The organism is Corynebacterium sp. HMSC14B06 (assembly GCF_001807075.1).
GTDB classification, from domain to species: Bacteria; Actinomycetota; Actinomycetes; order Mycobacteriales; family Mycobacteriaceae; genus Corynebacterium; species Corynebacterium jeikeium_D.
This window is the reverse complement of the sequence record NZ_KV787359.1, coordinates 89,354-115,969: the sequence shown is the minus strand read 5'-3', so window position 1 is coordinate 115,969 and position 26,616 is coordinate 89,354. Positions and strand designations below refer to the sequence as shown.

Sequence of the window (26,616 nt, the reverse complement as noted above, 5' to 3'; positions counted from 1 at the left end):
TCCCTAGGGAGGATATTTCCGCCACCTCATCCCCAGGGAGGGCGCGAACCGTGCCAAACACTCCTATTACTTAAGGCATGAACGCACCAACCCCTACCTCAGGCCCTTCCGCAGATGCCGCCGCTCCCCTCCTTCAGCTGCGCGGCATCACTGTCTCCTACGGCAAGAACGAACCTGTCCTGAACGGCCTCGATATGAACGTCCGCGCCGGCGAGGTCTACGGGCTATTGGGACTCAACGGCGCAGGTAAATCCACGTTGATGAGCACGGTGCTTGGGCTAATTCCCTACTCCGGTGAAATCAGCATCGCGGGACACCCGTGGTCCGTTGTCGACCTGGACCGCATCGGCGCCTCCATCAATGGCCCGGCGTTCTACCCACAGCTCTCAGCCACCGACAATCTCAAAGTGCACGCACATCTGACCGGCACGGACAAGAGCCGTATCGCCGAAGTCCTCGACTTGGTCGGACTTCATGCTGGTAACAAGCGTGCCCGCGCTTTCTCAACGGGCATGAAGGTTCGTCTTTCCCTGGCGATGGCGCTGCTCACCGACCCCGACATTGTGCTTCTCGACGAGCCCACCAACGGCCTCGACCCCGAAGCTATCGTGGGCCTGCGCACCTTGTTGCGAAATCTTGCCGCTAGCGGCAAGGCCGTCGTGGTGTCCTCCCATCAACTCGGAGAGGTTGAAAAGAGCGTTGACCACCTTGGCGTCCTTGCTGGTGGCCGACTGGTCTACGAAGGCCCGCTGGCTGACTTTGCGGCAGCTGGTCAATCCCTCGAGCAGGCTTTCTTCACCGCAGTAGGTGTTGCCCGATGAGCACTCAACCGCACACTCGCCCCCTGTACACGCGCACTGTTCCTTCTCGCCGCTACTTGCGAGCCGAGCTACTGCGGGCAAAGTGGTCGCTCACCATGTTTCTGCCCATCATCATGGTGGCAATCGCGCTGGTCAGCATGGTCTTTTCTACAGGTGTTGACGCCACCGCCATGGCGAGCGCCCACATCTACTCGCTTATCCTGCTTCCTCCCCTGGCTGCTGTTACGGCCGTCGTCGGCCAAAACCGTGAAGAAAAGCTCCGCCAAGGCGGCCTAATCTGGCGCAATATCTCGAGCACTCGAGTGCTCCTCGCGCGCGCCGCTACTGTCATCGCCTCCGCGGCCCTCGGTCACGCATTGATGGCTGCACTCCTTGCCCGGAGCGTGAGCACCGCATCGCAATTCACGCTCTTTAGCACGTTGTCATTCTTCGTCTTCTGGGCATTCGGCCTTGCCCTATGGCGCCTTGTGCCACGCGCAGCTCTCTTCCTCGCTCCGCTCGCTTCCATCGCTTGGGCCATCGCAGGAACACTGGACGCCATGAGCCCAAACTGGAAAGTTCTCCCGTGGACCTGGGCAATCCGCCCAACGTTACCTATCCACGGAGTGCAGGCTAATTCCATCTCGGCTCCCGCCGACAGCGAGATCTGGAACATCGCCATCCTGCCGCCCGCGTTGCTGCATTTACTCCTCGGGCTAGGTCTATTTGCCATCGCATTGCTTGCGCACGGAAAATCTCTCAGCTTGCCGACGGGCCGGGAACGCAGCACTTCGTCGTTAAGCCATGGCATGAGCGCGACCCTTCCCTGGCGCACCTGGTGGAGTCTCGCAGCGCTGATGCTTGCCGGACTTGCGGTCGTGCGTGTGGTGTGGAACCCGGAGTATGCGCTGGGGCTGCTGAGTTTCGTCTGCGTGCCGACGGCCGCAACCGTGGTGGCCATCATGACATGGACTTCGCAAGCCGATGCCTGGCCAGCACTGATGTATCGGCGTGCGCGACGCAGCATCACGCTCCGACTGTTTGCCTTGGATATGGCGTTTCTCCTGCCGGTGCTGGTGGTTGCGGTGGTTATCAGTGGTGCAGGCGGCGAGACCAATAGCCAGACGGGCATTAACCCCTGGCCGTACCAGGCGATAATCGCGTCTCTTGTGGCCGCGATGATTGTGGCCGTGACCGGCTTAATTGCGCGTCGAAGTGTGGCGGCCGCAATCTTTGTCTCGGTCGCGCTCGGCGGTTGGGCGGTGATGGTTGGCGGTGATGTCCTCAGCGCCTCACCGCTGTGGTGGACCTCGGAATGGGGATGGACCTGGGTGGTACGTGATTACCCCGAGCGGTGGCCGTCGATGGTTCTCGTATCCGCCATTGTGATCGTGGCTTTCGCGGCTTGGGCTCGGGCGACATCGCTAAAGGCCATCCGATCCCAAGATTGACAGCGGTGCCGCGAGCACCCCACCTACTCCTCGATCGCCTCGCGGACCTCTTCGACACTGAGGTTGGAGTCTTCAATCTCCTCGCGGGCCTCCTTGTTCCGGCCACGGCGGACCAGGCGGAAGATGCGCTTGCGGCGGGAAGTCTCTTCACTGATGCGCTCGCGGCCGCGCAACCAGGCAACAAGCATGACAGTAATGAGCAGCAGACCGATGTAGCCCAGGATTGGGTAGACCCAACCGATTAGGTTCTGGAAGCCCATGAAGCTCAAGGCGAAACCGAGCAAGACCAGCGCGACGTAGACAATCTTGAATTTTTCCGGGTGATTTGCGGTGACGCGACGCCCCAGTGCGTAGAACATGCCAAGTGCCGTGTTGAAGATCATGCCAAGGATTACCACGGCCATGGCCTGGCCTAGCCACGGGTGCAGTCGATTAATGACGGTGAGCATTGGCACGGCATCGGTGGCGACGGTACCAACAGTGTGGAACAACGTGATGGTGGTGATCAGCAGCATCGCGGAGTAGATCAAACCACCGGTAAACCCACCGGCTCCAGCGGCGCGGGGATTGAACAGGCTACCGCCAATAACAATCGCCATGGAAACCGCAACCATCAGGTTAAAACCGACATAGTTCACTGCGGCGACAACCCAGTTCGGCAGAGTGGTCGGGACTTCCGCAACGGCAGCTGCCTGCTCCGCGGCTGGGGTGGCATCGGTGAACGCCAGCGTATAAACACTGGCCAGCAGAATAAAGCCGACGATAAACGGCGTGATGGAACCGATCACTGTGGTCACTCGGTCAACATCGAGGAAACCGGCTGCAATGGTAACCAGCACCATGATTACGGCACCGATCCACACGGGGATGCCCCACTGCTGCTCCATGTTGGCACCGGCACCGGCGAACATGACGAACCCTGTGGCGAAGAGCGTGATAATCACGCCAATGTCCAGTACTCGCGAGAAGATGGGGTGCGATACGCGTCGGAAAACTTCGCCGTGCTCGCTGGCCTGAAAGTAGCTTCCCAGCTGCAAAATGATCATCGCCATCAGGCTCATGATCACCGCTGAGAGAACGGCACCCCAGACACCATTGATGCCAAAGGCGACGAAGTATTGCATGATTTCCTGACCCGTCGCAAAGCCCGCGCCGACGACCACGCCGACGAAGGCAAATGCAACGCGCAGTACTTGCTTCACCACAAGGGTTCACTCCTATTCGACTATCTGATTGATATAACCACCTTACTTTTCTCAGTGAGTTTTACTAATCGCGACTGACCGTTCTAAAAAGCTTCGCCTTTAAATTCCGCAGGCCACGCCGGTCGAATGCACTGGGCAGTAGCCGTTCGGATTCTTAAACAAGTACTGCTGATGCTCATCCTCGGCTCGGTAGTACTCCCCTGCCGGAGTCTCCGCGAGTGGCTTAATCTCCGTGGTGATGGCCCCCAGGCCAGCGTCGGCAAGCTTCGGCGCGTAGGCATCGGCGATCTCCTGTGCCCGGCGCGCTTGCTCGGGCGTCGTCGTGTAGATCGCGGAACGGTACTGCGTGCCGACATCATTACCCTGGCGGTAGCCCTGCGTGGGATCGTGGGCTTCGAAGGCCTTGGCGATCAGCTGGTCGAAGCTAATCTGCTCCGGGTCGTAGACGACCTCCACAATCTCGGTGTGGTTGGTGCGTCCGGTGCAGGACTCGCGGTAGGTGGGATTTGGCGTCACGCCACCGGCGAACCCGACCGATGTGCTGAGCACGCCCGGTGTTTCCCAAAACAGCTTCTCAGCGCCCCAGTAACAGCCAATCCCGATGTAGACGACCTCCTGGCCTTCCTCCCATGGGCCGGTGATCGGCGTGCCGAGCACCGCATGCGGCTTCGGATTTTCCAACACCGGGTGCGAGCCGCCCTTGAGCGCCTCATCTTCCGGCACCAGCTCTGCGGACCTGCCAAAAATCCAACCCATCTTCTACGCCTTTCTATCTATGACTGTCTTTGGTCTGCGCAACGCGCCCGAGGCCACGATTGTTCCGACCTCGCCACCAGAAACTACGGCACAACACGGGCTATGGTTTGGGTTGTGCGTACGCTCAGCCTGCTTTCCGTCAATCCCCACGACCCGACCGCCATCCTGCCCGACCTCCGCGCCGCGCTGGACGGTGAGGTCTCTCTTCTTCCCGTTCCGCTTCACGACGGCACGCGCGCCTCAATCTTGCGGAACTCGCAACGCGCAGGTGAGCCGATTGATGAGTCCATCGCGCTTGTTGTCGGCACTTCCGGTTCCACCGGCACACCGAAGGGTGCACAGCTGACGGTGGATAACTTGGTCTCCTCTGCTACCGCTACACATCAGTGGCTCGGCGGTGAAGGACAGTGGATGCTGGCGATGCCGGCCTACCATATCGCTGGCCTGCAGGTTCTCATTCGTTCGCTGCTCGCTGGCACGGATCCGGTGTGTGTGGATGTGACCGACGGTTTTGATGTTGCCGCATTCGCCGACGGCGCCGAGGCCCTCACAGGCGCTGGCGCCGGCCACCGCGCCTACACCTCGCTGGCTCCGATGCAGCTGGCCAAGGCCATGGAAGAACCCTTTGGTGCGGCAGCCCTGCGCCTGTTTGATGCCGTACTTGTCGGCGGCGCAGCTTTGAACCCGCAGGTGGCAGCACGCGCTGAAGAGCTGGGCATCAACGTCGTGGCCACCTATGGTTCCTCCGAGACAGCCGGCGGCTGCGTCTATGACGGCCAGCCCATCGAGGGTGCACAGGTCGCCATCGAAAATGGTCGCGTTTGGCTGGGCGGACCGATGATCGCGCACGGTTACCGCAATGCGCCCGGTCACGAGGCTTTCCATAAACCAGGTTGGTTCGCCACCTCCGATGCGGGCGAGATCCGCGATGGCCGACTAGTCATTACGGGACGCCTGGACACCATCATCGACTCCGGCGGGTTGAAGCTGCACCCCGAAGTCCTCGAACGTGAACTGCTCGCCATCGATGGAGTTACGGGAGCCTGCGTGGTCGGTGTGCCACACCCACGGCTCGGCCACGCTATCGTCGCAGCGTATGAAGGCACCGCTGAGCTCGGCGATGTCATGGACGGGCTCGGCGATGCTGAAGACGCCGGGCGAATCAATCACTGGATGATTCCGAAGGACCTGCGTCGTGTGGAGGCTCTGCCACTGATTGGTCCGGGCAAGGTCGACCGGAAGAAAGTCGCGGCGCTCTTTTAGCTCATTCAGACACGCATTAGTTCAAGGCATTTGGTGTCACGTCCTATTATTAATTCATGTCTGAAGCACCAAAGAGTCCTGCAACGGCGTCGTTAAGCGATTGGCTGGAAGGCGCGCGCCCCCATACCTGGGCGAATGCGTTTGCGCCGGTCATCGTCGGTGTCGGAGCGGCATCGACGCACGCGCCGATTATCTGGGGACGTGCGGTGCTCGCGCTGGTTGTCGCGTGGGCGTTGATTGTGGGCGTGAACTTCGCCAACGACTACTCCGATGGCATCCGCGGCACTGACGATGACCGCTCGGGCCCGCTGCGCCTGACGGGTTCTGGTCTGGTCGAGCCGAAGGTTGTGAAGTACGCGGCGTTCGGTTCCTTTGGTGTCGCCGGTCTTGCCGGTGTGGCGCTGTCCCTGATGAGCGCGTGGTGGCTCATTCTGGTCGGTGCACTGTGCATCGCGGCTGCGTGGTTCTACACCGGCGGTAAAAATCCCTACGGTTATCGCGGACTTGGCGAGGTCTCGGTCTTCGTCTTCTTCGGTCTCGTCGCGGTGCTCGGCACGGAATTCACCCAGACGGGCTCGCTGTCTTGGGTCGGCCTGGCCTGCGCAATCGGTATTGGTTCGGTGTCTTCTGCCGTGAACCTGGCGAACAACTTGCGCGACATCCCCACCGACGCCGCCACCGGCAAGATCACGTTGGCAGTTCGCCTGGGCGACTTCCGCACCCGCATCGTCTGGCAGATTCTCTCACTCATGCCCGCGCTGGCCAGCAGCTTTATCGCTTTCTGGCGCCCATGGGCGCTGGTGGGTCTGCTCATCGTGCCGCTGTGGGTGAAGGCCTCCGAGCCAATTCGCATGCATAAGAAGGGCAAGGAGCTCATCCCGGTACTGGGGCTTACCGGCAAGATGATGCTTGCCTGGTCCGTCATTACGGCACTCGCACTCGCGCTCAGCTAGGGGGTACCGATGGACTTCCGCACACTGACGCACAAGGCGCTTGACGACGTCCAGGAGGCCGCAACCCGAGTTGGCGACACAGCAGCCAAGGCTCCAGCTTTCGCCCGCAGCGCTGCTCTGCGTTTGACCAAATCGGGACGCCGCCGACTGGCGCTGGAGCACGGTGCGCTGCATTCGCAGACCCGTGAACCGGGACTCACCGATCTCACGTCAACCGGCGTGGTGCATATCAAGACCGCACCGGTCACGGCCGAGATTGCGGCCAAGGACGACGAGCGGAAGGCCAGCGACAAGCCGGATGCTGTCACCACCGATATTCCGGTGCACTGGTACGAGGTTGAACCTAGCGAACCCGCCAAAGAACCCGTGACCATCGTCTTCGTCCACGGCTTCACCCTGGCTGGTGAGTCCTGGTACCGGCAGTTCAACGCGCTGCGCAAGTCGCACCCGGAAGCACGCCTGTTGACTATGGATCTGCGCGGCCACGGCCAGACCGGAGCGGTTCCGGCTTCACTCTGCACGGTCGAAGGGGCTGCGGCCGATGCGCTGGCCGTGATCGCCGAGCGTGCCGCGACCGGAAAACTCATCGTGGTTGGGCATTCGCTAGGCGGTTTGATTGCACTGCACATGGTGCGGGCTGCCGAGGAAAGCATTCGCCGTCGGATAGCAGGCGTAGTGTTGATTTCCACGTCTATCGACAAGCTGGCCGCCCAGGGTGTGCCGCAGATTCTGGCGTCCCCGGTGGCGGATGCGGCGCGCAATGCAATTGAGTCCTCGCCGAAGGAGATTCGCAAGTTCCGCGAGGCAATCGCGTCACTGATGGCGCCGTCGTTGGCGGTGGCGGTGTTCGCCCGGCGCACGGACTACGAGATCATCGAGTTCCACGCGGCCATGATTAATGAAACACCGCTGGAAACTTTCGTGGGATATCTCGACGACCTGCAGGATCACGACGAGTTCGCAGCCGGGCCTTACTTGGAGGGCTTGCCAGGAGCGGTACTGGTGGGCACGAAGGACGATGTCACTCCGCGCAAGCAAGCAGACCTAATTATGGAAAAGTGGCCGGACGCCGAACTGGTTGAAGTCGACGGGGCCGGCCACATGTTGCCGCTGGAGGCGCCTGAAGCGGTGAACCGGGCAATCGAGCGACTACTGGATCAGGTGCATAGCTAAGAGAATCTCTGGGGATGAGCATTGGCATTACATCGGTTGACCATTCCAGGAATAAGGAAAATATCTAGCAGCCACCAGATACCAGCGCCGCCCATAGTAATCAATTGAAGAAGACCCCCGACGTTATCGCCGAGATAAATCCGATGTGCGCCGAAAATCCCCAGGAAGAGCCACAAGAAATACGCTACGCCAATGTCCTTCGAGGCTTTAGGGGAAGGCTTTAACGCACTAGACAGCGTTGGCCTTGTTTCGAGCATTTTCTGAGCAGACATCATCGCGGCAGAATATGGGTTGTTCGCCGTCGCTTCGTAGGACGGCTCCTCGGAGGCATCTTCATCGTCGAAGTTATCTACTTCAAATGGGTCGGAGTTGTTCTCACCTGTCCACGCATCCGGAATTGCCAATAGCTGATTACCATTGACAAGTTTGGGGATATCTACCGACTCGGGCGCATAAAGGAAAGATGGAGCGACCTCATCCGCACGTGCTGCACATACAGTCATCGCTGCAGCCACTGCGGAACCACGGAGCATCGCACGAGCCGTGGGCTGCAAATTGAGCTTCTCAACCTGTTCAATAAGAGGTAACAGCCGGAAGACTTGTGATTGCGGCAATTCGCCTACCTCATCAAACCCAACGTGGACCGAGATTGCTGCCTGCCCTTCAGCTGCAGAATTTTTGCTATGCAAAGTTACCAAAACCTGGTTTTCACCGGATTCCGAAATCAATGGCTGCAACACATTTATTTGATTATTATCAATTAGCACAGGAATTGGCTCCCCCCACGGCAACAACGCCATGGGCAGTACAGGCGGGTCATTAACGGGGACAAGTGTTCCTGGCACTCCTAGTGCAATGATGAGGGTGAACTCAGCAAAAATCGAGTACAAATCCCCGTCTGGAATGAGCCGAGCCATTGTCGTCGGTCGTAGCCCAGTTGCAGCGATACGCGCCAGCTCATCCCAGTACTTTTCGGACTCATCCTCCGGAAGGTAGCCCAAAACCTCATCTTCAAAGCGAATCGAAATTGCCTGTCGAGAGCGGTGAAATGGATTATCTGGCTCCAACACCAGCTCTACAGGGAATTCGTAACTCCCATTTTCGTCTGCGGTACGGCTTGCACTTGCGCGCTGAGCAGACCGAAGATATTCGTCACAACCTACTGCTTCGATGTTGAACCACAATTTTCGCGGAGAAACATCATATGTCGCATGATGCATTTTGCCGACACCCTTCATAATTTTTAAACAAAATCAAGAGTGGATATTAGCAACATCTTCAAGCGCCCCGGACATGTGTCCGAGGTACATAAATAAAATGGACTAGGAACTAATAAAATTAGCGCTAGTTTTCCTCGCGGTCCTTAATCTGCTGCGCAATGTATTCCTTGTGCGCGCGGCGGTTCTCCGACCACACTGCAACAGACTCATTGGCCTGGACGCGCAGCTTCGGGAACACAAAAACCGACAGCGGCATCGCAATAATCAGTGCGAACACAGCCGTAATTGCAGCCGGAATCTGCACATTAACGAAGTAAATAATCACGAGCAGAACGAAGAACAGCACTAGGAATAGCAGCAGACGAGCAAGGCCGTACCAGAACAGCCCCTTCATGGCATTGCCGCGACCAGCATTCTTGGTCACCGGAGCTGCTGGCATCTGAGCCTCAGAAGCCAACTTGTCCTGCTCTGCTGGATTGGTCATTAAACCCTCACCTCTACGTGTTACGCCTGTGCTGTGCCCGACGTTGTTCGTGTCCAACGTTCCTTTGTACCCTAACGAACTCTGTACGCCGTACCGCATGCAGTGCGATACCCCTCGTGGGCACTACGGGACTCGTTGCGTATTCTAGTCGGTAAATCCAGGAGGTTAGCTATTACATGGGTCGGCTCATTCTGCTGCTGTTCATCATCCTTGTCGTAGTCATGCTGTGGAAGGCATTTGGCCCCGGCAGTCGCGGCAACGGCATGCGACGTATTTCCGCTCCGCAACCGGAACCCCGTCCGCTCGCTCCCGACGATGATCCGGAGTTTCTCTGGAAGCTCAAGAAGGCCGAATTCGATCGCCGTAAACGTGAGCAGGAGCTGCAGGAGCGGCGCGAACGGGAGCAGGACGACAACCTCGATAATCCCGGCGAAACTGACTAAACGTCCTTGCCACGCAGCAACAACTGCTGTAGATATTCCCCGTAGCCACTGGCGCTGAGGGCGTCGGCACGCGCGCTAAGCGCAGCATCGTCAATGAATCCCATGCGCCACGCCACCTCTTCCGGCGAGCCAATCTTTAGCCCCTGCCGCTGCTCAATCGTGCGCACGAAATCACCCGCGGCCATCAGATTGTCCACCGTGCCCGTGTCCAGCCATGCCGTGCCGCGCGGCAGCACCTCTACCTGCAGTTTCCCGCGCTCCAAGTAGGCGCGGTTAACATCCGTGATTTCCAATTCGCCGCGTGACGACGGTTGCAGCGAGCGAGCTATCTCAACAACCTCGGCATCATAGAAGTACAAACCAGGCACCGCGAAATGGCTGCGTGGTTTCTTCGGTTTCTCCTGGATCGCCACGGCTTTGCCGCTTTGGTCGAAGTCCACGACTCCATAGGCTGTGGGATCTGCGACCCAGTAGGCGAAGATCGCTCCGCCATCGACGTTATGGAAGCGGCGCAGCTGCGTGCCCAAGCCAGCACCGTAAAAGATGTTGTCGCCGAGGATGAGGGCAACGGAGTCATCGCCGATGTGGTCCGCACCGATGATGAACGCTTCAGCGAGACCACGGGGCTCGTCTTGGGTGGCAAAGGTGAGGGTGAGGCCCCACTGCGAGCCGTCGCCAAGCAAGCGTTCAAACTGCGGGGCATCATGTGGCGTGGTGATGACGAGGATGTCCCTGATTCCCGCTAGCATCAGCGTGCTCAGCGGGTAGTAGATCATCGGCTTGTCATAGACGGGAACCAGCTGCTTGCTTACGCCAAGTGTGATGGGAAACAGCCGAGAGCCCGTACCACCTGCGAGGATGATGCCCTTCATAGTGCTCGCGCCTTTCTGCCTTACTGCCCGGCCGCTTCGTTGGCGATTGCCCACTCGTCGCGAGCCATGTTCTCAAGATCCTTGCAGTCAAACTCACTGGGGAGCTTATTGCCCTCGGCCTCGAACTGCTCGATAGTCGGAGCCTTCTGATCGCGCTCGGAGAGAATCATGTCCGCGTCGGTGAGACCACCCTTGGCCAGCAGCGCAGCCAGGTCAATTCCGAGAGTCGGGTCCTGGATGCTAACAGCACGCTCTGCCTCCGGGTTGTAACCGGTGGAAGTGAGGTAAGTGAGCACAGAGTCGTCGGCAAGCGAGACGAAGCCATGTCCGATGCCGTTGGGCAGATAGACCACTCGGCGGGTCTTGCTGTCGAGCTCGAAAACCTCGACCTTGCCGAAGGTATCGGAGCCGCGACGCAGGTCAACCGCAATGTCGAGGATGTGGCCCGCGGGACAAGTAACCAGCTTCGCCTGGCCGGGGTGGCCATCTGGCGCGGTGCTGACGTCAGCGAAGTGCAGGCCACGGACAACGCCTGCGGCGGAGACACTCATGTTGGCCTGCTCCGGGAAGAACGGGTAGCCCGTGGCCTCGGCGAATGCGTCGAGGCGATACCACTCGTGGAAACTACCGCGGCTGTCGCCGTGGATGACCGGTTCGAAGGTGAAAACGCCGTCGATAGAAGTGGGCTGGAATGTGCTCTTAGGGCTCATGGGTAACAAGTGTAGACGGGGCGCCCGGGCTGAGGCTGTGGCACGCGTTGAGTGTGCACTGAGTGTGCGTTGAGGGTTCGCTAGGCATGCCCCAGCAGCGAACTACAACTCCTGCTCGCGCTCCGCGTAGCCAGCCTCAGCGGCATCGTAGGCCGCCGCCCACCAGGACTCGTTGGCGCGATACCAGTCGATGGTCTCGGCGAGCCCCGCGGAAAAGTCTTGGTAGCGCGGCTGCCAGCCAAGGCTGCGGATGGATGCGGGGTCAATCGCATAACGACGGTCATGCCCCGGGCGGTCAGTGACATGGACAAAGTCGGACCGCTCACGACCGAAGCCCTCCAGGATGTCTCCGACCACGTCGAGGTTGGAACGCTCGCCATCGGCACCAATCAGGTAGGTCTCCCCCACCTCGCCAGAATCCAAGATTGCCCAGACCGCGTCGTTGTGGTCATCGACGTGAATCCAGTCCCGAGCATTCTCGCCAGTGCCGTACACGCGAGGGCTACGACCGCGCAACAGACCACAGATCTGGCGGGGAATCAGCTTCTCCGGATGCTGCCTCGGCCCGTAGTTGTTCGAGCAGTTACTAATCGTCGCAACCAACCCGAAGCTGCGCACCCACGCCCGGACAAAGTGATCCGCTGAAGCCTTGGAGGCCGAGTAGGGGCTGGAGGGTTTGTACGCGGTGGCCGTCGTAAAGCGTGCTGGATCGTCGAGAGCGAGATCGCCGAAGACCTCGTCGGTGGAGATGTGGTGAAGGCGGACGTCGTGGGTGGCGCAAGCCTTGGCCAGATTCACGGTGCCCATGACATTAGTGGTGACGAAGGGATCGGCATCCACCAGCGAATTGTCGTTATGGCTCTCTGCGGCGAAGTGGACGACCACGTCGAAGCGGGGCACGAGGCGATCGATCAGCTCCGCGTCACGAACATCGCCGCGGATGATTTCACAGTCCGCGCCATCCAAGCTCGCAGGGTTCGCGGCATAGGTGAAAGCGTCCAGCACCGTGACATTCACATCGGGCCGTGTAGCCAGAGTGCGGAGAACGAAGTTGGAACCAATAAAGCCGGCACCACCGGTGACGAGAACGCGCATGGAAGCGATTCTAGTTCACCCGGCGATGCCGGCTTTGTACAAGTGTGAAGACTTAGTTCAGACCAGCGTAGGAGTGCAGGCCCGAAACCACCTGGTTGATGAAGAAGAGGTTGAACACCATGGTGGCAAAACCGAAGATGTTGATCCACGCGGCCTTGGTATTACGCCAACCCGAAGTCGCGCGAGCGTGCAGGTACAGGGCGTAGATAATCCAGGTAATCAGCGCCGTGGTCTCCTTCGGGTCCCAGCCCCAGTAACGACCCCATGCGGACTCGGCCCAGATAGCGCCCAGCACAATGCCCAGACCGAACAGTGGGAAGGACCAAATAGCGGTGCGGTAAGCAATCGCATCCAGCTTTTGAGCATCCGGCAGCGGCGCGACCAGTTTGCCCAGGAAGCCCTTTTCCTTGCCCTCGCGGTTGTACATCCGCAGCATGTAGAGAATCGAGGCAACACCGGAAATCAGTGCGATACTGCACCCGATAGAAATAATCGAGACGTGAACCGGAATCCAAATCGACTGCAGTGCCGGCACCACCGGAGCAGCCTCAACATATAGGTTCTTACCACCGTAAAACATCAGCGCCAGAATCGGAGCCAACAGCCACGGCCAGAACACACGCATGGTTTCACGATGCAGTACGCCAGCTGCAATTGCCATAGCAAAGAGGATTGAAACTGATACGTACTCGTAGAGGTTGCCCCACGGGAAACGCTGCACGGCCAGGCCACGCAGCAGCACCGATGCAAAGTGCACGGCCACCCCGACGTAAATCAGCATTTCCGTCACAACGCCGAGTCGGTTCGTCAGCACCTGGTTCTTAGGCTCGCTTGCCGACGACTTCGTCGCCGACTCCCCCGAGTCAGCAACACTAGCGGTGGTAGCTCCCTCACCCGCACCGGCGGCTACCAGCTCGCGTTCCGCAACCTGGCTTTTCGCTTCAGCGGCCGCGATACGACGACTGTAGTAGGCAATGGAAATAACAAAGGCCACAAGATAAAAGGCGAAGGCCGTGAAGTACGACCAGTCCGAAAACTGCGCCAGTGTCTTATTGACGAGCATGTACTTGGCTCCAAAGTGTGGAATTAGCGGAATACTTCTTCAAACCCTAGTACTAAAGCAGGACTAAGCAAAAGGGGACCGGGGACACGGGGGACGCAAAAATGCGCGGAGGCGCAATTCTCGCCCCCGCGCATTCACCCTGCAGTAATGATGGACCAGACTTAGTGGTCAGTTAGCTTTTGTCCTTGTCGTCCGCGCTCTCGTCGGTCGCAGCATTGTTGTCAGCAGCATCCTCGTCATCACTGTCACGTTCCAGGATGTCATCTACGATGTACTGGAACTCCTCGCCCCAACCTGCCTTGTCGGTGCGGGCAAGGCCACCGAACTCAACGCGAGTGCGGCCATCTTCCAGCGGGAACATGCGCACCCAAACACGTCGGCGCTTAATGCCCAACGAAAGAACCATGCCCGCCAGTGCGGCCACAGTTGCCACCAGCACCCAGAACTGCGTGGGATCGTGCGAAACCTGCAAGTTGACGAATTCCTTCGCACCGAGGAATTCAATCTTGGTGCCGTCGGCAAGCTCGGTGGATTCGCCCTGCTTGAGGTTGACGCGGGCTTCCTTAGCCAGCTGACCCGAGTGCATCAGATCGCGGTCGAGGGAAAACAGCCCCTGCGAACGACCGGTGTCCAAGCCCGCGTCGCCGCGGTAGATGTCGACAGCCACGGCCGGGTCTTGCATCGCCGGGTAAGAGGACTGCAGCAGAGCACCCTTTTCACCAGTAAACTCCGCGGTCGGAGCGAACAGTCCCTCGATTGCAATCTGGTTCTGGCGGCGCTCGAACAAGTCCGGGTACATGCCTGCTGGTGGGTCGAAGCGCAGCGCACCAGAGGACAGGAAGAAGGTCGGATCATCCGGACGGAACTGGACAATCGACGTACGCGACTCGCCATTCGGCCAGGTCACCTTAAAGGCCGGGGCAAAGCCGTGCCCCTGCAGGTACACACGGTCACCGGCGACGCGCAGCGGATGGTTGACCTGCAGCGTGGTCTTTTCCCACTCATCGACCGGCTTGCGCATATCCTCTTCTTCTGCGAATCGGATATGAGAGGTAAACATCTTGGCCTGACCGTTCGGCAGGTAATCGGCGAAGAAGTCATCGACCTGAATACAGAACGGGTTCAGAGTTGTACCGTCGAAGGTGTTGCCAGCACGCAGCGAGTCATAGTTCGCAGCAGCGGTGTTACAGAACGGAACGCCCACCGCGCTATTGACGTTGTCGTCAGAAATCTCGGTGCCGGTGTTGGTCAGCAAAATGACCTGACCCTCGTAATAGATCATGCGGCCCAAGCCGACGATGATAATCAGCAGCGCAATGCCCAGGTGGAACACCAGGTTGCCAAACTCACGCAGGTATCCCTTCTCCGCGGAAAAGGATCGTGCCCCAGCGCGATCTTCATCTGCTGGAGTCTCGGTCAACGCCCACTTGTTCAGGCGCTCACGCACCCGCTTAGAAACTTCATCCGCAGAGGCATCGACCACGGCTTCGTCGTGAAGCGGAAGACGCGCCAACCGTTTCGGCGCCTTGGCCGGTGGCGTCTTCATGGCCTTGTAGTGGTCGATGGTGCGCGGAATAATGCAGCCAACCAGGGAAATCAGCAGCAATGCCACGATGGCGACGAACCAGACGGACGAGAAGACATCGAAAAGCTGCAGCTTATCCATGATCTCGGCGGTCTTGCCGTTGGCGGCTAGATACTGGTCGACCTTGTCCTTATTCAGCGAGCGCTGTGGCAACAGGGCGCCCGGAACCGCTGCGAAAGCGAGGATGAACAGCAGAATCAGCGCTGTGCGCATGCTGGTCAACCAGTTCCAGACCTGCTGGAAGGGCTGTCGTACCTTATTCCAATTCACCGACATCGAAAAATCTTTCACTAAATTGGCGTTACCGTATCAGTAATAAAAGCGGCCTGAACCCAGGCAACAAAAACATCCCACAGTCCCGTGACCAGGGCAATTCCGACCAGCACCAGCGCCACACCACCGATGAGCTGAATAGTTCGCGAGTGCTTACGCAGGAAGTCCACTCCACGCATCGCGCGTGCCGACCCCAGCGCCACCAAAATGAACGGCAGCCCCAGCCCCAGGCAGTAAGCGATAATCAGCGCCACTCCCCTGGCCGCGGTCATACCCTGCGTGCCCGCGGACACCGAAATAATTGCAGTCAGCGTCGGGCCCAGACACGGCGTCCACCCCAGCGCGAACACCGCGCCAAGCAGTGGCGCTCCCAGCCACGTGGTCCAGCGCTTCGGCGCCATGCGGGTGTCCTTCTGCAGCGCCGGCACCATGCCCATGAAGGCGAGTCCCATCACGATGGTCACCACGCCACCGACAATCGTCAGCGTGCGCGCCTGCAGACGCAGCGTGGACACGAGCCCGAAAATTGAGGCCGACCCCAGCACGAAAATGACAGTGAAGCCCAGCACGAACAGCAACGCAGCCAGGCCGACGCGGGCAGTTGCGGAACGCTTGCCACGCCCTCCATCGCCGTCACGCTTATCGACGGCGGTTGCGTCCGCAGTGCCCGTCGTCAAGCCCTGGCCCTGCGCCCCCGATGCTCCGGAAATACCGGTGAGATACGAGACGTAACCGGGCACGAGCGGAATGACGCACGGGCTGGCAAACGAGACGAGACCAGCCAGCGCAGCAGCGAGCAGGCCTAATAGGATGGGACCGCCGGTGGCGGCGTCGGCGAACTGCTGGCCGATGCCATCGGCAAGATAAATCGTGTCCATGGCAAGAGTTCCCATGCTGGGGCCTAGCCCTCCGCCTTCACTTCATTAACAGCCTTCATCAGCATGGTGTGATCGACCTCGCGGAGGAAGACCTTGGCCGGGCGGTGCTGCTTGTCCAGAATGATGGTTGTCGGAATCACCGAAGCCGGGATGCCGCCGAGTGCGCTGGCGTTGACGAAGGCCGGGTCATAGATGGACGGGTAGGTGATGCCGTTGTCCTTCACAAAGTCGATGGGAGCCTGGCGGACATTGTCGCGGACGTTGATGCCGAGAACGGTGCCGATACCTTGCTCTTCCATCTGTTCCTGGACATACTGCAGGTCATCCGATTCGGATCGGCACGGTGCGCACCACTGCCCCCAGGCGTTTAGGACCACAATCTGGTCCTTGAAGTCATCGAGGGAGATTTTCTTGTCGTCGTCCTCTAGAGAAGGACCGAACACCTTGCCGACCGGTTTGCGCTCCTCGGGTGCGTAGTCAATGATCTGCTGACCCCCTGGAGAAACAAACTCGAACTGACCGCCGACGGCAACGGCATCGTGTCCCACTGAATCTCCGGGGTTACATGCTGCGAGCGACAGAGACAGAGTTGCTGCCGCTAGCGTTGCTGCAATTCGGGACGATGAGACCTTGGCCACTTGGGGTGCCACCTTCCGGGGGTCAGTGAAACTTCAACAAAACTATTTATTCACCTTACAGGTGACCGGCCGGTTCACTGTAGCGCACGTCGACAATGGTGTCGCCGACGAAGACCAAGGAGGTCACGCTGGCCAGATCGCACTGCCTAGTTGCCGGGTTGTGGGCGAGCTTCAAGTACCGCGCACGACGCTGAGCTGCAATGATGCACAGCTGGTGTGTCACCAGCACCGCTTCCGCTCCCTCGGCGGCCTCGCGGGCTCGCTCGATGGCGTGGAACATACGGTCCGCGATCTCCTCGTAGGGCTCGCCCCAGCTGGGCACGCTCGGACGACGCAGTCGTGGCCAGTACTTCGGATTCCACAGTGCGGAGTCAATGCCCTTGATGTGCAAACCCTCAAAGGAGTTGCCAGCCTCCAGCAAATCTTCATCCAGGGTCGGCTTCATGCCGATTACCTCGGTGAAGGGCCGTGAGGTTTCCTGCGTGCGCTGCAGCGGAGAGCAGGCGAAGTAGCGGATGTCGTGGCCTTCGAAGGACGCGGCCGTGGCCGCTGCCTGACGCTGACCGCGCTCAGACAGGTGCCAGCCGGGCAGGCGACCGTAGAGAATCTTATCCGGGTTATAAACCTCGCCGTGGCGGACGAGATGTACGACCGTGGTCTTGGCGTGCTTTGTTGCACGCTTAGACGCCTGGTTTTCCGGCGGTGTCGGCTGCGATTCCTGCTGTGCTGCCTGCTGCTCGGCCTGCGAATTGGTCTTGTTCGACACGTGTCACCTACTCCGGCTTGGCGGCTGCCGCCGCCTCGGCCGCGCGGGCTGCTGCACGCTCGATGATTTCGAAGTCGGCGTCGGTCAGCGCAGCGGAGACGAACCAGGTCTCGTAGCAAGAAGCCGGCGGGTAGACACCATTGGCCAGTAGGGCGTGGAAGAAAGCCGGGTAGCGGAAAGTATCCGCTGCCTGCATCTGCTCAAAGTTATGGCCCTCGCCCTCAGCGAAGCGTGGCGAGAGCATCGTGCCCGCACGCTGAATGTGGTGGGCCACGCCCTGCTTGGTCAGGGCGTCGGACAGAATCGTGGCCAGGCGATCTGCGTTGGCTGCGACGGTGTCATAGACATCCTTCGTGGCATTTTCCAGGTTGGCCAGTCCAGCTGCCATAGCGACCGGGTTACCGGAGAGTGTGCCTGCCTGGTACACCGGACCGTTCGGAGCCAAGTACTCCATGACGTCGCGGCGACCACCGAAGGCAGCTGCCGGCAGACCACCGGAGACGACCTTGCCGAAGGTGGTCAGGTCACCGGCCACACCATCAATGCCGTACCAGCCGTTGTAGGAAGCGCGGAAGCCAGTCATGACCTCATCGAGAATCAGCAGTGCGCCGTCTGCGTGGCAGACTTCCTTCAACTTCGCGTTGAAGTTGTCCTGCGGTGCGACGGTACCCATGTTGCCCGCTGCCGCCTCAGTGATGACACAGGCAATCTCGCCCGGGTTCTCAGCGAATGCGGCCTTGACGGCCTCAATGTCGTTATAAGGAACAACAATGGTGTCGGCAGCCGATGCACCGGTGACACCCGGCGAATCCGGCAGACCAAAAGTAGCGACACCGGAACCGGCCGATGCCAGCAGCGCGTCCACGTGACCGTGGTAGCAGCCGGCGAACTTGATGATCTTGGAACGGCCAGTGAAACCGCGAGCCAGGCGTACTGCGGACATAGTGGCCTCAGTGCCGGAGTTGACCAGACGCACCTCATCTACCGACGTGCGCTCAACGATGTGACGAGCCAGGTCGGTCTCAGCCGTCGTCGGAGCGCCGAAAGACAAACCGCGAGTGGCGGCGCTCTGAACGGCCTCCACCACTGCCGGGTGCGCGTGGCCCAGAATCATTGGACCCCACGAGCAGACCAAGTCCACATATTCGTTGCCATCAACATCCACGAGACGAGAGCCCGCGGCGTGGTCAATGAAACGTGGGGTGCCACCGACGGAACCGAAGGCGCGGACCGGCGAGTTCACGCCACCCGGCGTCACTGCCTGAGCCTGCGTAAAGAACTCTGCCGAACGATCGGTGAGCTCAACGTTTTCTGGAACATGAGGAGCATTAATGTCTTGAGTCACGGTGACCATCGTAGACGGCCACTCGGATGAAGGGCTACCCTGCCCTACCAACGTCCCAGCTTCACCCTGAATAGATGCTTGCGGCGAGAGGACACTCGACGGGATCGCCAGTCGATCCACAAGCTGGAGAAAATCATCAAAAGCGATGCCAGCAGCGGGTGAATCATACCGGTCATACCCAGCAGGATGACCGCAACGTTGTAGAACCACGCAAAGTAGATGTTGGAGTCCATCATCCGCACCACAGCACGTGCGATTTCAATGGCCTCCGGAATCGACAACACGTTGTTACGCAGTGCCACGACATCGGCGTAATCAACATCAAGATTCTGATTGCCTTCGGTGTTGTCCATCAAAACACCCACGTCAGCGGCACGCAGAGAGTCCCGGATGTCCTTGTCGCCAACCATCACGACAGTCTCGCCGTCACTGTGGACCGAACGCACCGCAATGGCCTTGCGGGAGGCAATGATGCCCGCGAATACTCGTGAGATATTCAGCCGGTCAGCAAAACGACGGGCTACTGGATACGGATCTCGCGTGATCATCATGGTGTCCACGCCCATATCTTCAAGCTGGTCGATGCTCTCGACCGCATCGGGCTTAATGTCCTCACCAATGGTGATGACACCACGGACCTTGCCACGCCACGACACCACCATCGGAGTACCGCCACTGAGCGCAGCCACGGCCATTTTCTCGCTGAGTGCAGTGAGATCACGCGGACGCCAAACACGCCCCTCAACAAAGCGCATCTCCAACTTGTCGTCCGAGTCCTTTACCGGGATCTCTACCTGGCCAACGAACGCACCGTCTTCCGCAATTGCGACGTGTACAGTCTCAATCCAGTGCGGCACCTCACCACCGCCGGAACCGGCGTCGCGGGATACACGGCACGCGCGCACGATTGCCGCTGATGCCGGGTGGTTGCTCTCCATCATGAGAGCGCCCGCCACACGCAGAACCAGATCCGGATTTTCATTGCGCTCAGCGGCGACACCGAGCACGTGGGTGTCACCCTCGGTCAGCGTTCCAACTCGGTTAAAAATCACCACATCAGCAGCGGCCAGCTTTCGGAAAGTCTCATTGCCACGAATCAAGATTCCGTTACTAGCACCGGCCAGAATCCCGATGCGCTGCACGGTCGACGTAGACATTGCCAATGCCACCGGCGCGATGCCCGAGAGCATAGCCAGCGCCACCGCGAGGGCACCGCTCATCGTGCCCGTCGCCAGCCACCAACCGCAAAAAGCCACGCCCGCCAACGACAGCGTCCATGGCACCAGCTCTGATGCCGAGTGCACTGCGGTCTGGTGCATCACCGTTTCTTCTCGAACCGCTTGACGCAGCCAACGTGCTATCGATGACGCCCGGGTCTTGAAACCAGTGCGCTCCACACGCACCTTGAGCTCCGAATCCAGGTTGATTGCGCCGGCCCAAACCTTGGAATTGACCTTGACCTTCTGTGGTTCAACGCCGATACCGAGTAGCTGCGCATCCATCGTGGACGCACCACCGATGACTGAGCCATCAACCGGAATCACCGAGTGCGGTGGAACCACGATGTCATCACCGATATTGAGCTCCGCGACCGTCACCTCCACCCGTTTCGGCTCCGCGGATTTAGCGCTCTTGCGCACGACTGTCACGTTTCGCTCAGCTGGAATGCGCAGGTTGCGCAAGATTTGTCCAGTACGCACCTTGTTGTAGCGCGTAAACATGCGACCTGTTAGCAACAGCACAGTCAGGCCGCACGCAACGTCGAAAAACACCTCTGCCGAGGCGCTTTCCCGGTAGTTGAAAGCAAACCACGTGGGCGCAGTGGTATATCCAATCTGTCCCGCGGGACCAAAGATAAGCTGCGCTAGCGACCACAGCCACGCCAGCAGGATGGCAATGGAGCTCGCCCCATCCAGCGCCGACATCCGCCGACGCAGGGACGCCGCCATTGCCCGGTGGAACGGCCAACCACCCCACCACACCACAATCGTGGTCAGCACAAGACACATCCACTGCCAACCCGGGAACTGCCAGTTGACGTTCAACGACGTCACCAGCACCGGAATCGATAGGAACAGACTTCCCCAAAAGCGTTGCTTGGTCACCAGTTCACGCGCCGTGAACAGTACTTCCGCGCCACCGCCGCTTCGGCGCAAGGCCGCTTCACGACGGCGAATGCGCTCCTCCTCATTCTGTTGAGCGGCAACCGGAACAGCGGGACGGCGATGTTGTGACACATCCAGCCGAGTTGCACGACGCCGTAGCGTACTGCGCGTGAGGTACGACTCGACCCCAATTTCGCGGAGAGCTTCGATGAACTGATTCGGATCGATGGTATCGGGCGCGGTAATCCACGCGCGTCCGGGCTTGTAGACCACAGAGGCCGTCACATCTGGAAAGGATTCCAAAACATGCTCAGCACGCTCAGCGCTCTCGGCGTTTTCCAAGTTTTCCAGGATGAGTGCGAAAGCTGTGTTGGACTGGCCCCTGCGGTGTGCAAGCCGCTGATGGGCACTTTCTTCGTCGATGTCCTGACGGCTTCGTGGCAATGCCTTACGAGCAGCGACCTTGGCATCCACAATCGCTTGTTCAACGCGATTGTCCAGAGAGAAATCAAACTCACCGGTGTCACTCATAGCCTTTGAAACTTTCCGTCTAATCCTGTGGCTGGTTGGCGCGCGTGAGCGCTAATTCACGATAGAGCAACAGTAGTCCACACGCCATTGCCAGGCTGGGCACGATAACCCATACAGTCAGCGCGCCGGCCATAACGGCAAAGAACATGGCGAGAGCCGTGATAATCACCATGATGAGCAGGCAGTTCCGGGAGAGTTTGAACTCAGTGGCCGTCGGCAAGCAGCCGCTACCAATAAGCGAGCAGACCAGCGTCACACCGGCGACGATGTAGATATCGCGGCCAACGGCGGCGGGAGCCTGCGAGTAGTCGCCGGTGACCAGTATCAAGCTCAGGACAATCTGGGCGATGAGCGCGACGAAGAGCACCCACTGCCAGGGCCGACTCGGCAGGGACATCATCGCTTGGACTCCTCAGGCTGCTTGGATTGCTTGGGCTGTGACTGGCCCAGCTGCTGTTGCCGCTTTGGATCAGCGCCATGCTTCGACGCTCTCGGCAGATGCGATTCCGGAGCGGACGGGGTCCACGGTTTCGACGGGCGCTGATGATCGAAGTAGTCCTTGGATTCCTTCGAAGCGGCGAGCACTAGACCCGCTACCGCGGCAGTGGCCGAGGCGATTCGCACAATTCCGCTGATAAGAACGAGGGATGCCGGCACTCCCGATTCTGAAGCCGTAGAAGAGAAGAAGGACATCAGCGCCGACAGTGCCAGGTAAAGCGAGCCGATAACCAGCACGGTGCGAGCACCTTCGCTCCCCTTGCGCATTCGCTCGATAATGGCGAAGAACGCGATGCAAAGCCCCACTGCGAAAAAGAACGCGATAACGATAGTCGCCTTCATGGCAGCATCAATCTGGCCCTCGCTGAAACCCGGGAAATTCTCCTTAGCGGTTGAGGGGCTCATCAGCATTTCCGGATGCAGCCAGTAGGTCACCGTAGCTACCGCAGCGACGAGCAGCTGCAACACGGCCGTAACCCGCCACGCCTGCCTAGCTCCCTCGACCTGCTCGGGAATTGCGGGCTTCTTCTCTTCTTTAGTCATCCGTCCACTTCTCGATATTTGCTACTGCACGTTCACCCGAGCGAATTAGAACTGGGCGCGCAGCTTCTTCGCCAAGTCCACCGCTGCGTACGTCAAAATCTGCTCCGCACCGGCACGGCGAATGCTCAGTACTGCCTCCATCATCGCAGCATCCAGGTCAATCCACCCGTTGGCGGCAGCGGCGTGAATCATCGCGTACTCACCAGAGACCTGGTAGGCGGCAACCGGCACCGGCGACATATCCGCGACCTCGCGCAGAATATCCAGGTAGCTCATGGCCGGCTTGACCATCACCATGTCCGCACCTTCGTCAACGTCGAGCTGCACTTCAAGCAGGGACTCACGACGGTTTGCAGGATCCTGCTGGTAGGTACGGCGATCACCCTGCAGCGAGCTGCCCACAGCTTCACGGAATGGACCGTAGAAGGCGGAGGCGTACTTTGCCGAGTACGCCATGATGGAGACATCCTCATGGCCAGCGGCATCCAAGCCCTCGCGAATTGCGGCAATCTGGCCGTCCATCATGCCCGAAGGGGACACGATATGGGCACCGGCGTCGGCCTGCGCAACGGCCATCTTGATGTAGTTAATCAGCGTGCGGTCATTCTCAACGACCGTGTTGCCGAAGCGATCCGTGCCCAGCACACCACAGTGGCCGTGGTCAGTGAACTCATCCAGGCAGGTGTCGGCCATGATCAAAATGTCATTCCCGAACTCGTCGCGGAGACGACGCAGGGCACGGTTGAGTACGCCCTCCGGATTCCAGGACTCAGAGCCCTCGCCGTCCTTGTCCGCATCCAGCGGGACACCGAAGAGGTCAACTGCCGAGATACCTGCCTCAACAGCCTCGCGCACAGCTTCTACCAGGGAGTCCTCGGTATGCTGCACTACCCCGGGCAGGGAGCTGATGGGCTTCGGCTCATCAATACCATCTGCAACAAACATGGGCAGGATGAGATTTTTCGGAGTCAGTGTCGTCTCCGCCGTCATCGCACGCATCACCGGGTTGGTGCGCAGCCTGCGTGGGCGACGAATCGGGAGAGGAAATCCAAACTGTTCGAGATCGATTTCGCGGGATGATTCAGAAGCTCCAGATGTAGTCATAAAGACAACCTTAATCAAAACGCGAACTCGCTCCGGTACGCCCCTGCTCAGTCCTTGGTTTTACGCGAACGACGACGCTTCTTGCGCGGTGGTGGCAGCTGCCCTGCCGCCCGCAGTTGCGCAACATGCTCTGCCAGCGCATCCACCAGCTCCGGGATGCTTGCGCGCTCCGGCACGACATCTACCCGCAGGCCGTACTCGCGAGCCGTGGCTGCGGCCATCGGCCCGATGCAGGCAATGATGGTGCGAGCATGCGGCTTACCCGCGATACCGACCAGGTTCTTCACCGTCGACCCCGAGGTAAAGCACACTGCGTCGAAGCCACCGGACTTAATCATGTCGCGGATATCCGCACTCGGTGGCGCTGCCCGCACGGTACGGTAAGCGACCACATCATCAACTTCCCAGCCCAGATCAATCAGACCGTCGACAAGCACGTCAGTGCCGATATCGGCGCGCGGCAGCAGCACGCGGTTGACCGGATCGAGATCCTCGATGTACTCCGGGAACACGTCGACAATGCCCGCGGCATTTTGACGAGTGTCATCCGGAAGCAGCTCCGGAGTGATGCCGAGATCGCGGATGGCAGCGGCAGTGCGATGGCCGACGGCTGCGATGCGGACCCCAGCGAAGGAGCGCGCGTCCAAGCCGAATTCCTGGAACTTCTCCCACACTGCGGTGACGGCGTTGACGGAAGTGAAGACAACCCACTGGTAACGGCCGTCGACAAGCCCCTTGATGGCGCGTTCCATCTGCGCCGGGCTGCGCGGTGGCTCGATTGAGATGGTCGGGACCTCAATCGGGATGGCGCCGTGCGCAACGAGACGGGCACTCATCGGGCCTGCCTGCGCCTTGGCACGTGGGACCAGCACCTTCCATCCGTAGAGAGCGCGGTTTTCCCACCATGAGTACTTCGAACGATTGTCCACACCCTTGCCAAGCGTGACCACCAGCGGACCGGTCAGGTCACCCGAGAGCTGCGCCAAGGTGCCCAGCGTGACGTCGTAGGTGCGCTGCAGACGAGTCGTACCGTTGACAGTCACCGACACCGGCAACGACGACGGCAGGCCGCGTTCGCCGAGCTCAGTTGCAATGGCGGACAGGTCGTCCTGCACGGCCTGCAGTACCAGCGGCTGCGGTGCCTGGGCCAGCTCGTCCCAGTCCACATCGGCGCGACCGAGATCGGTCTCCGTGTACGTCGAGCCCAACGCGATACCGGCAAATGCCGGGACGGTGGAGGGCACGGACATGCCAGGGACAATCTGGAACTCAACATCGGCGTGCGAGACGTCGTTGATTTCGGCCAGCAGCGAATCGTTGGTCAGCGGATTGCCTGCCACCAAACGCACCACGTCATTGCCTTTAGCGGCTTCTTCGACGAGCAGGTTGGCCATCTTCTTGGGATCGTCGATAGGCGTGCGCAAATCTGCGGCGGTCGGTGGTGCCGGACGCGGCGGCTTACGACGAGACCCCTTGGCCTTGGCTGCGGCGCACATGCGCTCATACTCTTCCTCGGCTTCCTTCAGCAGCTCGGGAGGAACAGGCACATCGGTTGCGACGAGCTCTCGAACCCCCGGCATGACATCGGCGTCGACGTAGGCGATAGCGGTGTCTGCGAGAATCTCACGGGCGCGAAGCGTCAGCAGGTCGGGATTTCCAGGACCAGCGCCGACGAACAGGATGCGTCCCGTTGCTGAGGGGAGGGAGGTGTTCATCGTTGCGGAGTGATTTCTTTTCTATTGGTTGTTCACTTTTCGTGCCGATGAGTCTCTAAGGAAGAAAGCGGACATGCGCCAACGCATGTGAGGGGCAGGTGGACACCTGAATCTCACATGCGAGCACACGAAGGAAACCCTTATCCCAACGGCATGCATACAGGCCTATTAGCATAAAGGGTTTGAGCCAAATTAACTAACCGGCTACTTTTGAGATTCCCGCAGGGTATCGCCCATTACCTCATGAGCACCCCGTTCGAGCAGGGCCGCCGCAACCTTCCGGCCAAGCTCATCGGCCTTATCCACGTTTGCGGTAGCGGTCTCGAGCAACTGACGCGAACCGTCGAGTGCGAACACCCCCGCCTGCAGGGTGAGTTCACCACTGTCGCTCACGGTTGAGTAGGCCGCGACCGGAGCGGTACAGCCCGCTTCCAGCTCATTGAGTACCGCGCGCTCAGCGACAGCGCGGGCATGGGACACCGGGTGGTCAATCTTGCGCAGAATATCCACAATTTCGCGGTCAGCAGTGCGGCACTCCAGCGCCAGGGCGCCCTGAGCCGGGGCCGGTATGAGGACGTCCACGTCCAGGGATTCCGCAATCTCTCCGAGGCGACCCGTGCGCTCCAGCCCAGCGCGAGCCAGAATGACAGCGTCCAAGTCCTCAGAGACGCGCCCCATGCGGGTTTCGATGTTTCCACGCAGTGGTACAAGTTCCAGGTCGGAGCGCAGCGCACGCAACTGAGAGACACGACGCGGCGCGGAGGTACCCACACGAGCCCCCTCAGGCAGGTCCATCAGCGGCGTGGCATCGCGGGAAATCAGCGCTTCTCGCGGATCGACGCGCTCCGGCACGGCTGCGACCATCATGTCGTCTTCCGGCAGGGTCGGCAGGTCCTTAAACGAGTGCACGATAATGTCGCACACCCCCTCGCGGAGTGCATGACGCAGCGCCTGGGTGAAGACACCGATGCCAATCTTTTCCACCGGGTCGTGGCGGTTATGGTCACCGGCGGTCTTTACAATCACCAGCTCTGCAGGCTGTCCCAGCTCAATCAGTGCATCACGGACGTGACCGGCCTGTGTCGTGGCCAGTTCCGAGCCCCTGGTACCGATACGAATAGTCGCTGGGTCAGGCATGTTTCCCTCC

The 26,616-nt window shown here is 59.8% G+C and carries 25 protein-coding genes; 6 read left to right on the top strand and 19 right to left on the bottom strand.

What is annotated here, in order from left to right:
* The first annotated feature begins 77 nt into the window (after window positions 1-77).
* Together HMPREF3130_RS02650 and HMPREF3130_RS02645 are read left to right on the top strand one after the other, a co-directional pair.
* The gene (locus HMPREF3130_RS02650; protein WP_048732385.1) at window positions 78-821 is read left to right on the top strand and encodes an ABC transporter ATP-binding protein; all 744 of its coding nucleotides are present in this window, start codon (window positions 78-80) and stop codon (window positions 819-821) included.
* Window positions 818-2,251 carry an ABC-2 family transporter permease gene (locus tag HMPREF3130_RS02645; RefSeq protein ID WP_070429277.1) on the top strand — a complete coding sequence of 478 codons (1,434 nt, stop codon included), beginning with the start codon at window positions 818-820 and terminating at the stop codon, window positions 2,249-2,251. The genes HMPREF3130_RS02650 and HMPREF3130_RS02645 overlap by 4 nt, the downstream gene beginning before the upstream one ends.
* A 23-nt stretch (window positions 2,252-2,274) precedes the next feature.
* Here the strand turns inward: HMPREF3130_RS02645 and HMPREF3130_RS02640 are convergent, their stop codons facing one another.
* Window positions 2,275-3,456, bottom strand: coding sequence for a YkvI family membrane protein (locus HMPREF3130_RS02640; protein ID WP_016422008.1), 1,182 nt, complete (start codon window positions 3,454-3,456; stop codon window positions 2,275-2,277).
* Between the two features lie 99 nt (window positions 3,457-3,555).
* Window positions 3,556-4,212 carry a peptide-methionine (S)-S-oxide reductase MsrA gene (msrA, locus tag HMPREF3130_RS02635; RefSeq protein ID WP_016422007.1) on the bottom strand — a complete coding sequence of 219 codons (657 nt, stop codon included), beginning with the start codon at window positions 4,210-4,212 and terminating at the stop codon, window positions 3,556-3,558.
* 102 nt (window positions 4,213-4,314) lie between these two features.
* Here msrA and menE point away from each other — a divergent pair, with 102 nt between their 5' ends.
* Genes menE through HMPREF3130_RS02620 form a run of 3 tightly spaced genes read left to right on the top strand, consistent with a single transcriptional unit; the run spans window position 4,315 to window position 7,601 of the window.
* Window positions 4,315-5,475, top strand: a complete 1,161-nt coding sequence (menE, locus tag HMPREF3130_RS02630; protein WP_049190560.1) for an o-succinylbenzoate--CoA ligase — start codon at window positions 4,315-4,317, stop codon at window positions 5,473-5,475.
* A 56-nt stretch (window positions 5,476-5,531) separates the two neighbouring features.
* The gene (locus HMPREF3130_RS02625) at window positions 5,532-6,428 is read left to right on the top strand and encodes a 1,4-dihydroxy-2-naphthoate polyprenyltransferase (RefSeq protein ID WP_016422005.1); all 897 of its coding nucleotides are present in this window, start codon (window positions 5,532-5,534) and stop codon (window positions 6,426-6,428) included.
* Between the two features lie 9 nt (window positions 6,429-6,437).
* The gene (locus HMPREF3130_RS02620; RefSeq protein WP_083276326.1) at window positions 6,438-7,601 is read left to right on the top strand and encodes an alpha/beta fold hydrolase; all 1,164 of its coding nucleotides are present in this window, start codon (window positions 6,438-6,440) and stop codon (window positions 7,599-7,601) included.
* Here HMPREF3130_RS02620 and HMPREF3130_RS11400 read toward each other — a convergent pair.
* Complete coding sequence (locus HMPREF3130_RS11400) at window positions 7,598-8,821, bottom strand: TM2 domain-containing protein (protein WP_210387120.1); 1,224 nt, start codon at window positions 8,819-8,821, stop codon at window positions 7,598-7,600. The genes HMPREF3130_RS02620 and HMPREF3130_RS11400 overlap by 4 nt on opposite strands.
* 124 nt (window positions 8,822-8,945) lie before the next feature.
* Window positions 8,946-9,305 carry a DUF4229 domain-containing protein gene (locus HMPREF3130_RS02610; protein ID WP_070429275.1) on the bottom strand — a complete coding sequence of 120 codons (360 nt, stop codon included), beginning with the start codon at window positions 9,303-9,305 and terminating at the stop codon, window positions 8,946-8,948.
* Between the two features lie 176 nt (window positions 9,306-9,481).
* Between HMPREF3130_RS02610 and HMPREF3130_RS02605 the strand changes: the two genes are divergently transcribed.
* Entirely contained in the window at window positions 9,482-9,748 is a 267-nt protein-coding gene (locus tag HMPREF3130_RS02605; RefSeq protein WP_070429274.1) for a hypothetical protein, read from the top strand.
* Here the strand turns inward: HMPREF3130_RS02605 and rfbA are convergent.
* The 15 genes from rfbA to hemC all read right to left on the bottom strand — a co-directional run bounded on the left by rfbA (window position 9,745) and on the right by hemC (window position 26,606).
* On the bottom strand, window positions 9,745-10,620 hold the full coding sequence (gene rfbA / locus HMPREF3130_RS02600; protein WP_016422001.1) for a glucose-1-phosphate thymidylyltransferase RfbA: 876 nt from the start codon (window positions 10,618-10,620) through the stop codon (window positions 9,745-9,747). The genes HMPREF3130_RS02605 and rfbA overlap by 4 nt on opposite strands.
* Before the next feature lie 20 nt (window positions 10,621-10,640).
* Window positions 10,641-11,330, bottom strand: a complete 690-nt coding sequence (locus HMPREF3130_RS02595; RefSeq protein WP_016422000.1) for a dTDP-4-dehydrorhamnose 3,5-epimerase family protein — start codon at window positions 11,328-11,330, stop codon at window positions 10,641-10,643.
* Between the two features lie 102 nt (window positions 11,331-11,432).
* Window positions 11,433-12,425 carry a dTDP-glucose 4,6-dehydratase gene (rfbB, locus tag HMPREF3130_RS02590; RefSeq protein WP_070429273.1) on the bottom strand — a complete coding sequence of 331 codons (993 nt, stop codon included), beginning with the start codon at window positions 12,423-12,425 and terminating at the stop codon, window positions 11,433-11,435.
* Window positions 12,426-12,477: 52 nt separating this feature from the next.
* The gene (ccsB, locus tag HMPREF3130_RS02585) at window positions 12,478-13,488 is read right to left on the bottom strand and encodes a c-type cytochrome biogenesis protein CcsB (RefSeq protein ID WP_016421998.1); all 1,011 of its coding nucleotides are present in this window, start codon (window positions 13,486-13,488) and stop codon (window positions 12,478-12,480) included.
* 172 nt (window positions 13,489-13,660) lie between these two features.
* On the bottom strand, window positions 13,661-15,349 hold the full coding sequence (locus HMPREF3130_RS02580) for a cytochrome c biogenesis protein ResB (RefSeq protein WP_016421997.1): 1,689 nt from the start codon (window positions 15,347-15,349) through the stop codon (window positions 13,661-13,663).
* Between the two features lie 14 nt (window positions 15,350-15,363).
* Complete coding sequence (locus HMPREF3130_RS02575; RefSeq protein ID WP_042389096.1) at window positions 15,364-16,224, bottom strand: cytochrome c biogenesis CcdA family protein; 861 nt, start codon at window positions 16,222-16,224, stop codon at window positions 15,364-15,366.
* A 23-nt stretch (window positions 16,225-16,247) separates the two neighbouring features.
* A complete protein-coding gene (locus tag HMPREF3130_RS02570; protein WP_016421995.1) occupies window positions 16,248-16,862 on the bottom strand; it encodes a TlpA disulfide reductase family protein in 615 nt (204 codons plus the stop codon).
* Between the two features lie 55 nt (window positions 16,863-16,917).
* The gene (locus HMPREF3130_RS02565; protein ID WP_016421994.1) at window positions 16,918-17,628 is read right to left on the bottom strand and encodes a histidine phosphatase family protein; all 711 of its coding nucleotides are present in this window, start codon (window positions 17,626-17,628) and stop codon (window positions 16,918-16,920) included.
* 7 nt (window positions 17,629-17,635) lie between these two features.
* Entirely contained in the window at window positions 17,636-18,982 is a 1,347-nt protein-coding gene (hemL, locus tag HMPREF3130_RS02560) for a glutamate-1-semialdehyde 2,1-aminomutase (protein ID WP_016421993.1), read from the bottom strand.
* Between the two features lie 35 nt (window positions 18,983-19,017).
* On the bottom strand, window positions 19,018-21,609 hold the full coding sequence (locus HMPREF3130_RS02555; RefSeq protein ID WP_070429272.1) for a heavy metal translocating P-type ATPase: 2,592 nt from the start codon (window positions 21,607-21,609) through the stop codon (window positions 19,018-19,020).
* Window positions 21,610-21,628: 19 nt separating this feature from the next.
* Complete coding sequence (locus HMPREF3130_RS02550; protein ID WP_070429271.1) at window positions 21,629-22,009, bottom strand: hypothetical protein; 381 nt, start codon at window positions 22,007-22,009, stop codon at window positions 21,629-21,631.
* Window positions 22,006-22,650 carry a hypothetical protein gene (locus tag HMPREF3130_RS02545; RefSeq protein WP_016421990.1) on the bottom strand — a complete coding sequence of 215 codons (645 nt, stop codon included), beginning with the start codon at window positions 22,648-22,650 and terminating at the stop codon, window positions 22,006-22,008. The genes HMPREF3130_RS02550 and HMPREF3130_RS02545 overlap by 4 nt, the downstream gene beginning before the upstream one ends.
* A 45-nt stretch (window positions 22,651-22,695) precedes the next feature.
* Window positions 22,696-23,754: a porphobilinogen synthase gene (gene hemB, locus HMPREF3130_RS02540; protein WP_016421989.1), complete on the bottom strand. Its 1,059-nt coding sequence runs from the start codon at window positions 23,752-23,754 to the stop codon at window positions 22,696-22,698.
* A gap of 47 nt (window positions 23,755-23,801) precedes the next feature.
* On the bottom strand, window positions 23,802-25,469 hold the full coding sequence (locus HMPREF3130_RS02535; RefSeq protein ID WP_016421988.1) for a bifunctional uroporphyrinogen-III C-methyltransferase/uroporphyrinogen-III synthase: 1,668 nt from the start codon (window positions 25,467-25,469) through the stop codon (window positions 23,802-23,804).
* A 204-nt stretch (window positions 25,470-25,673) separates the two neighbouring features.
* Window positions 25,674-26,606, bottom strand: coding sequence for a hydroxymethylbilane synthase (gene hemC / locus HMPREF3130_RS02530; protein WP_016421987.1), 933 nt, complete (start codon window positions 26,604-26,606; stop codon window positions 25,674-25,676).
* Window positions 26,607-26,616: the final 10 nt, after the last annotated feature.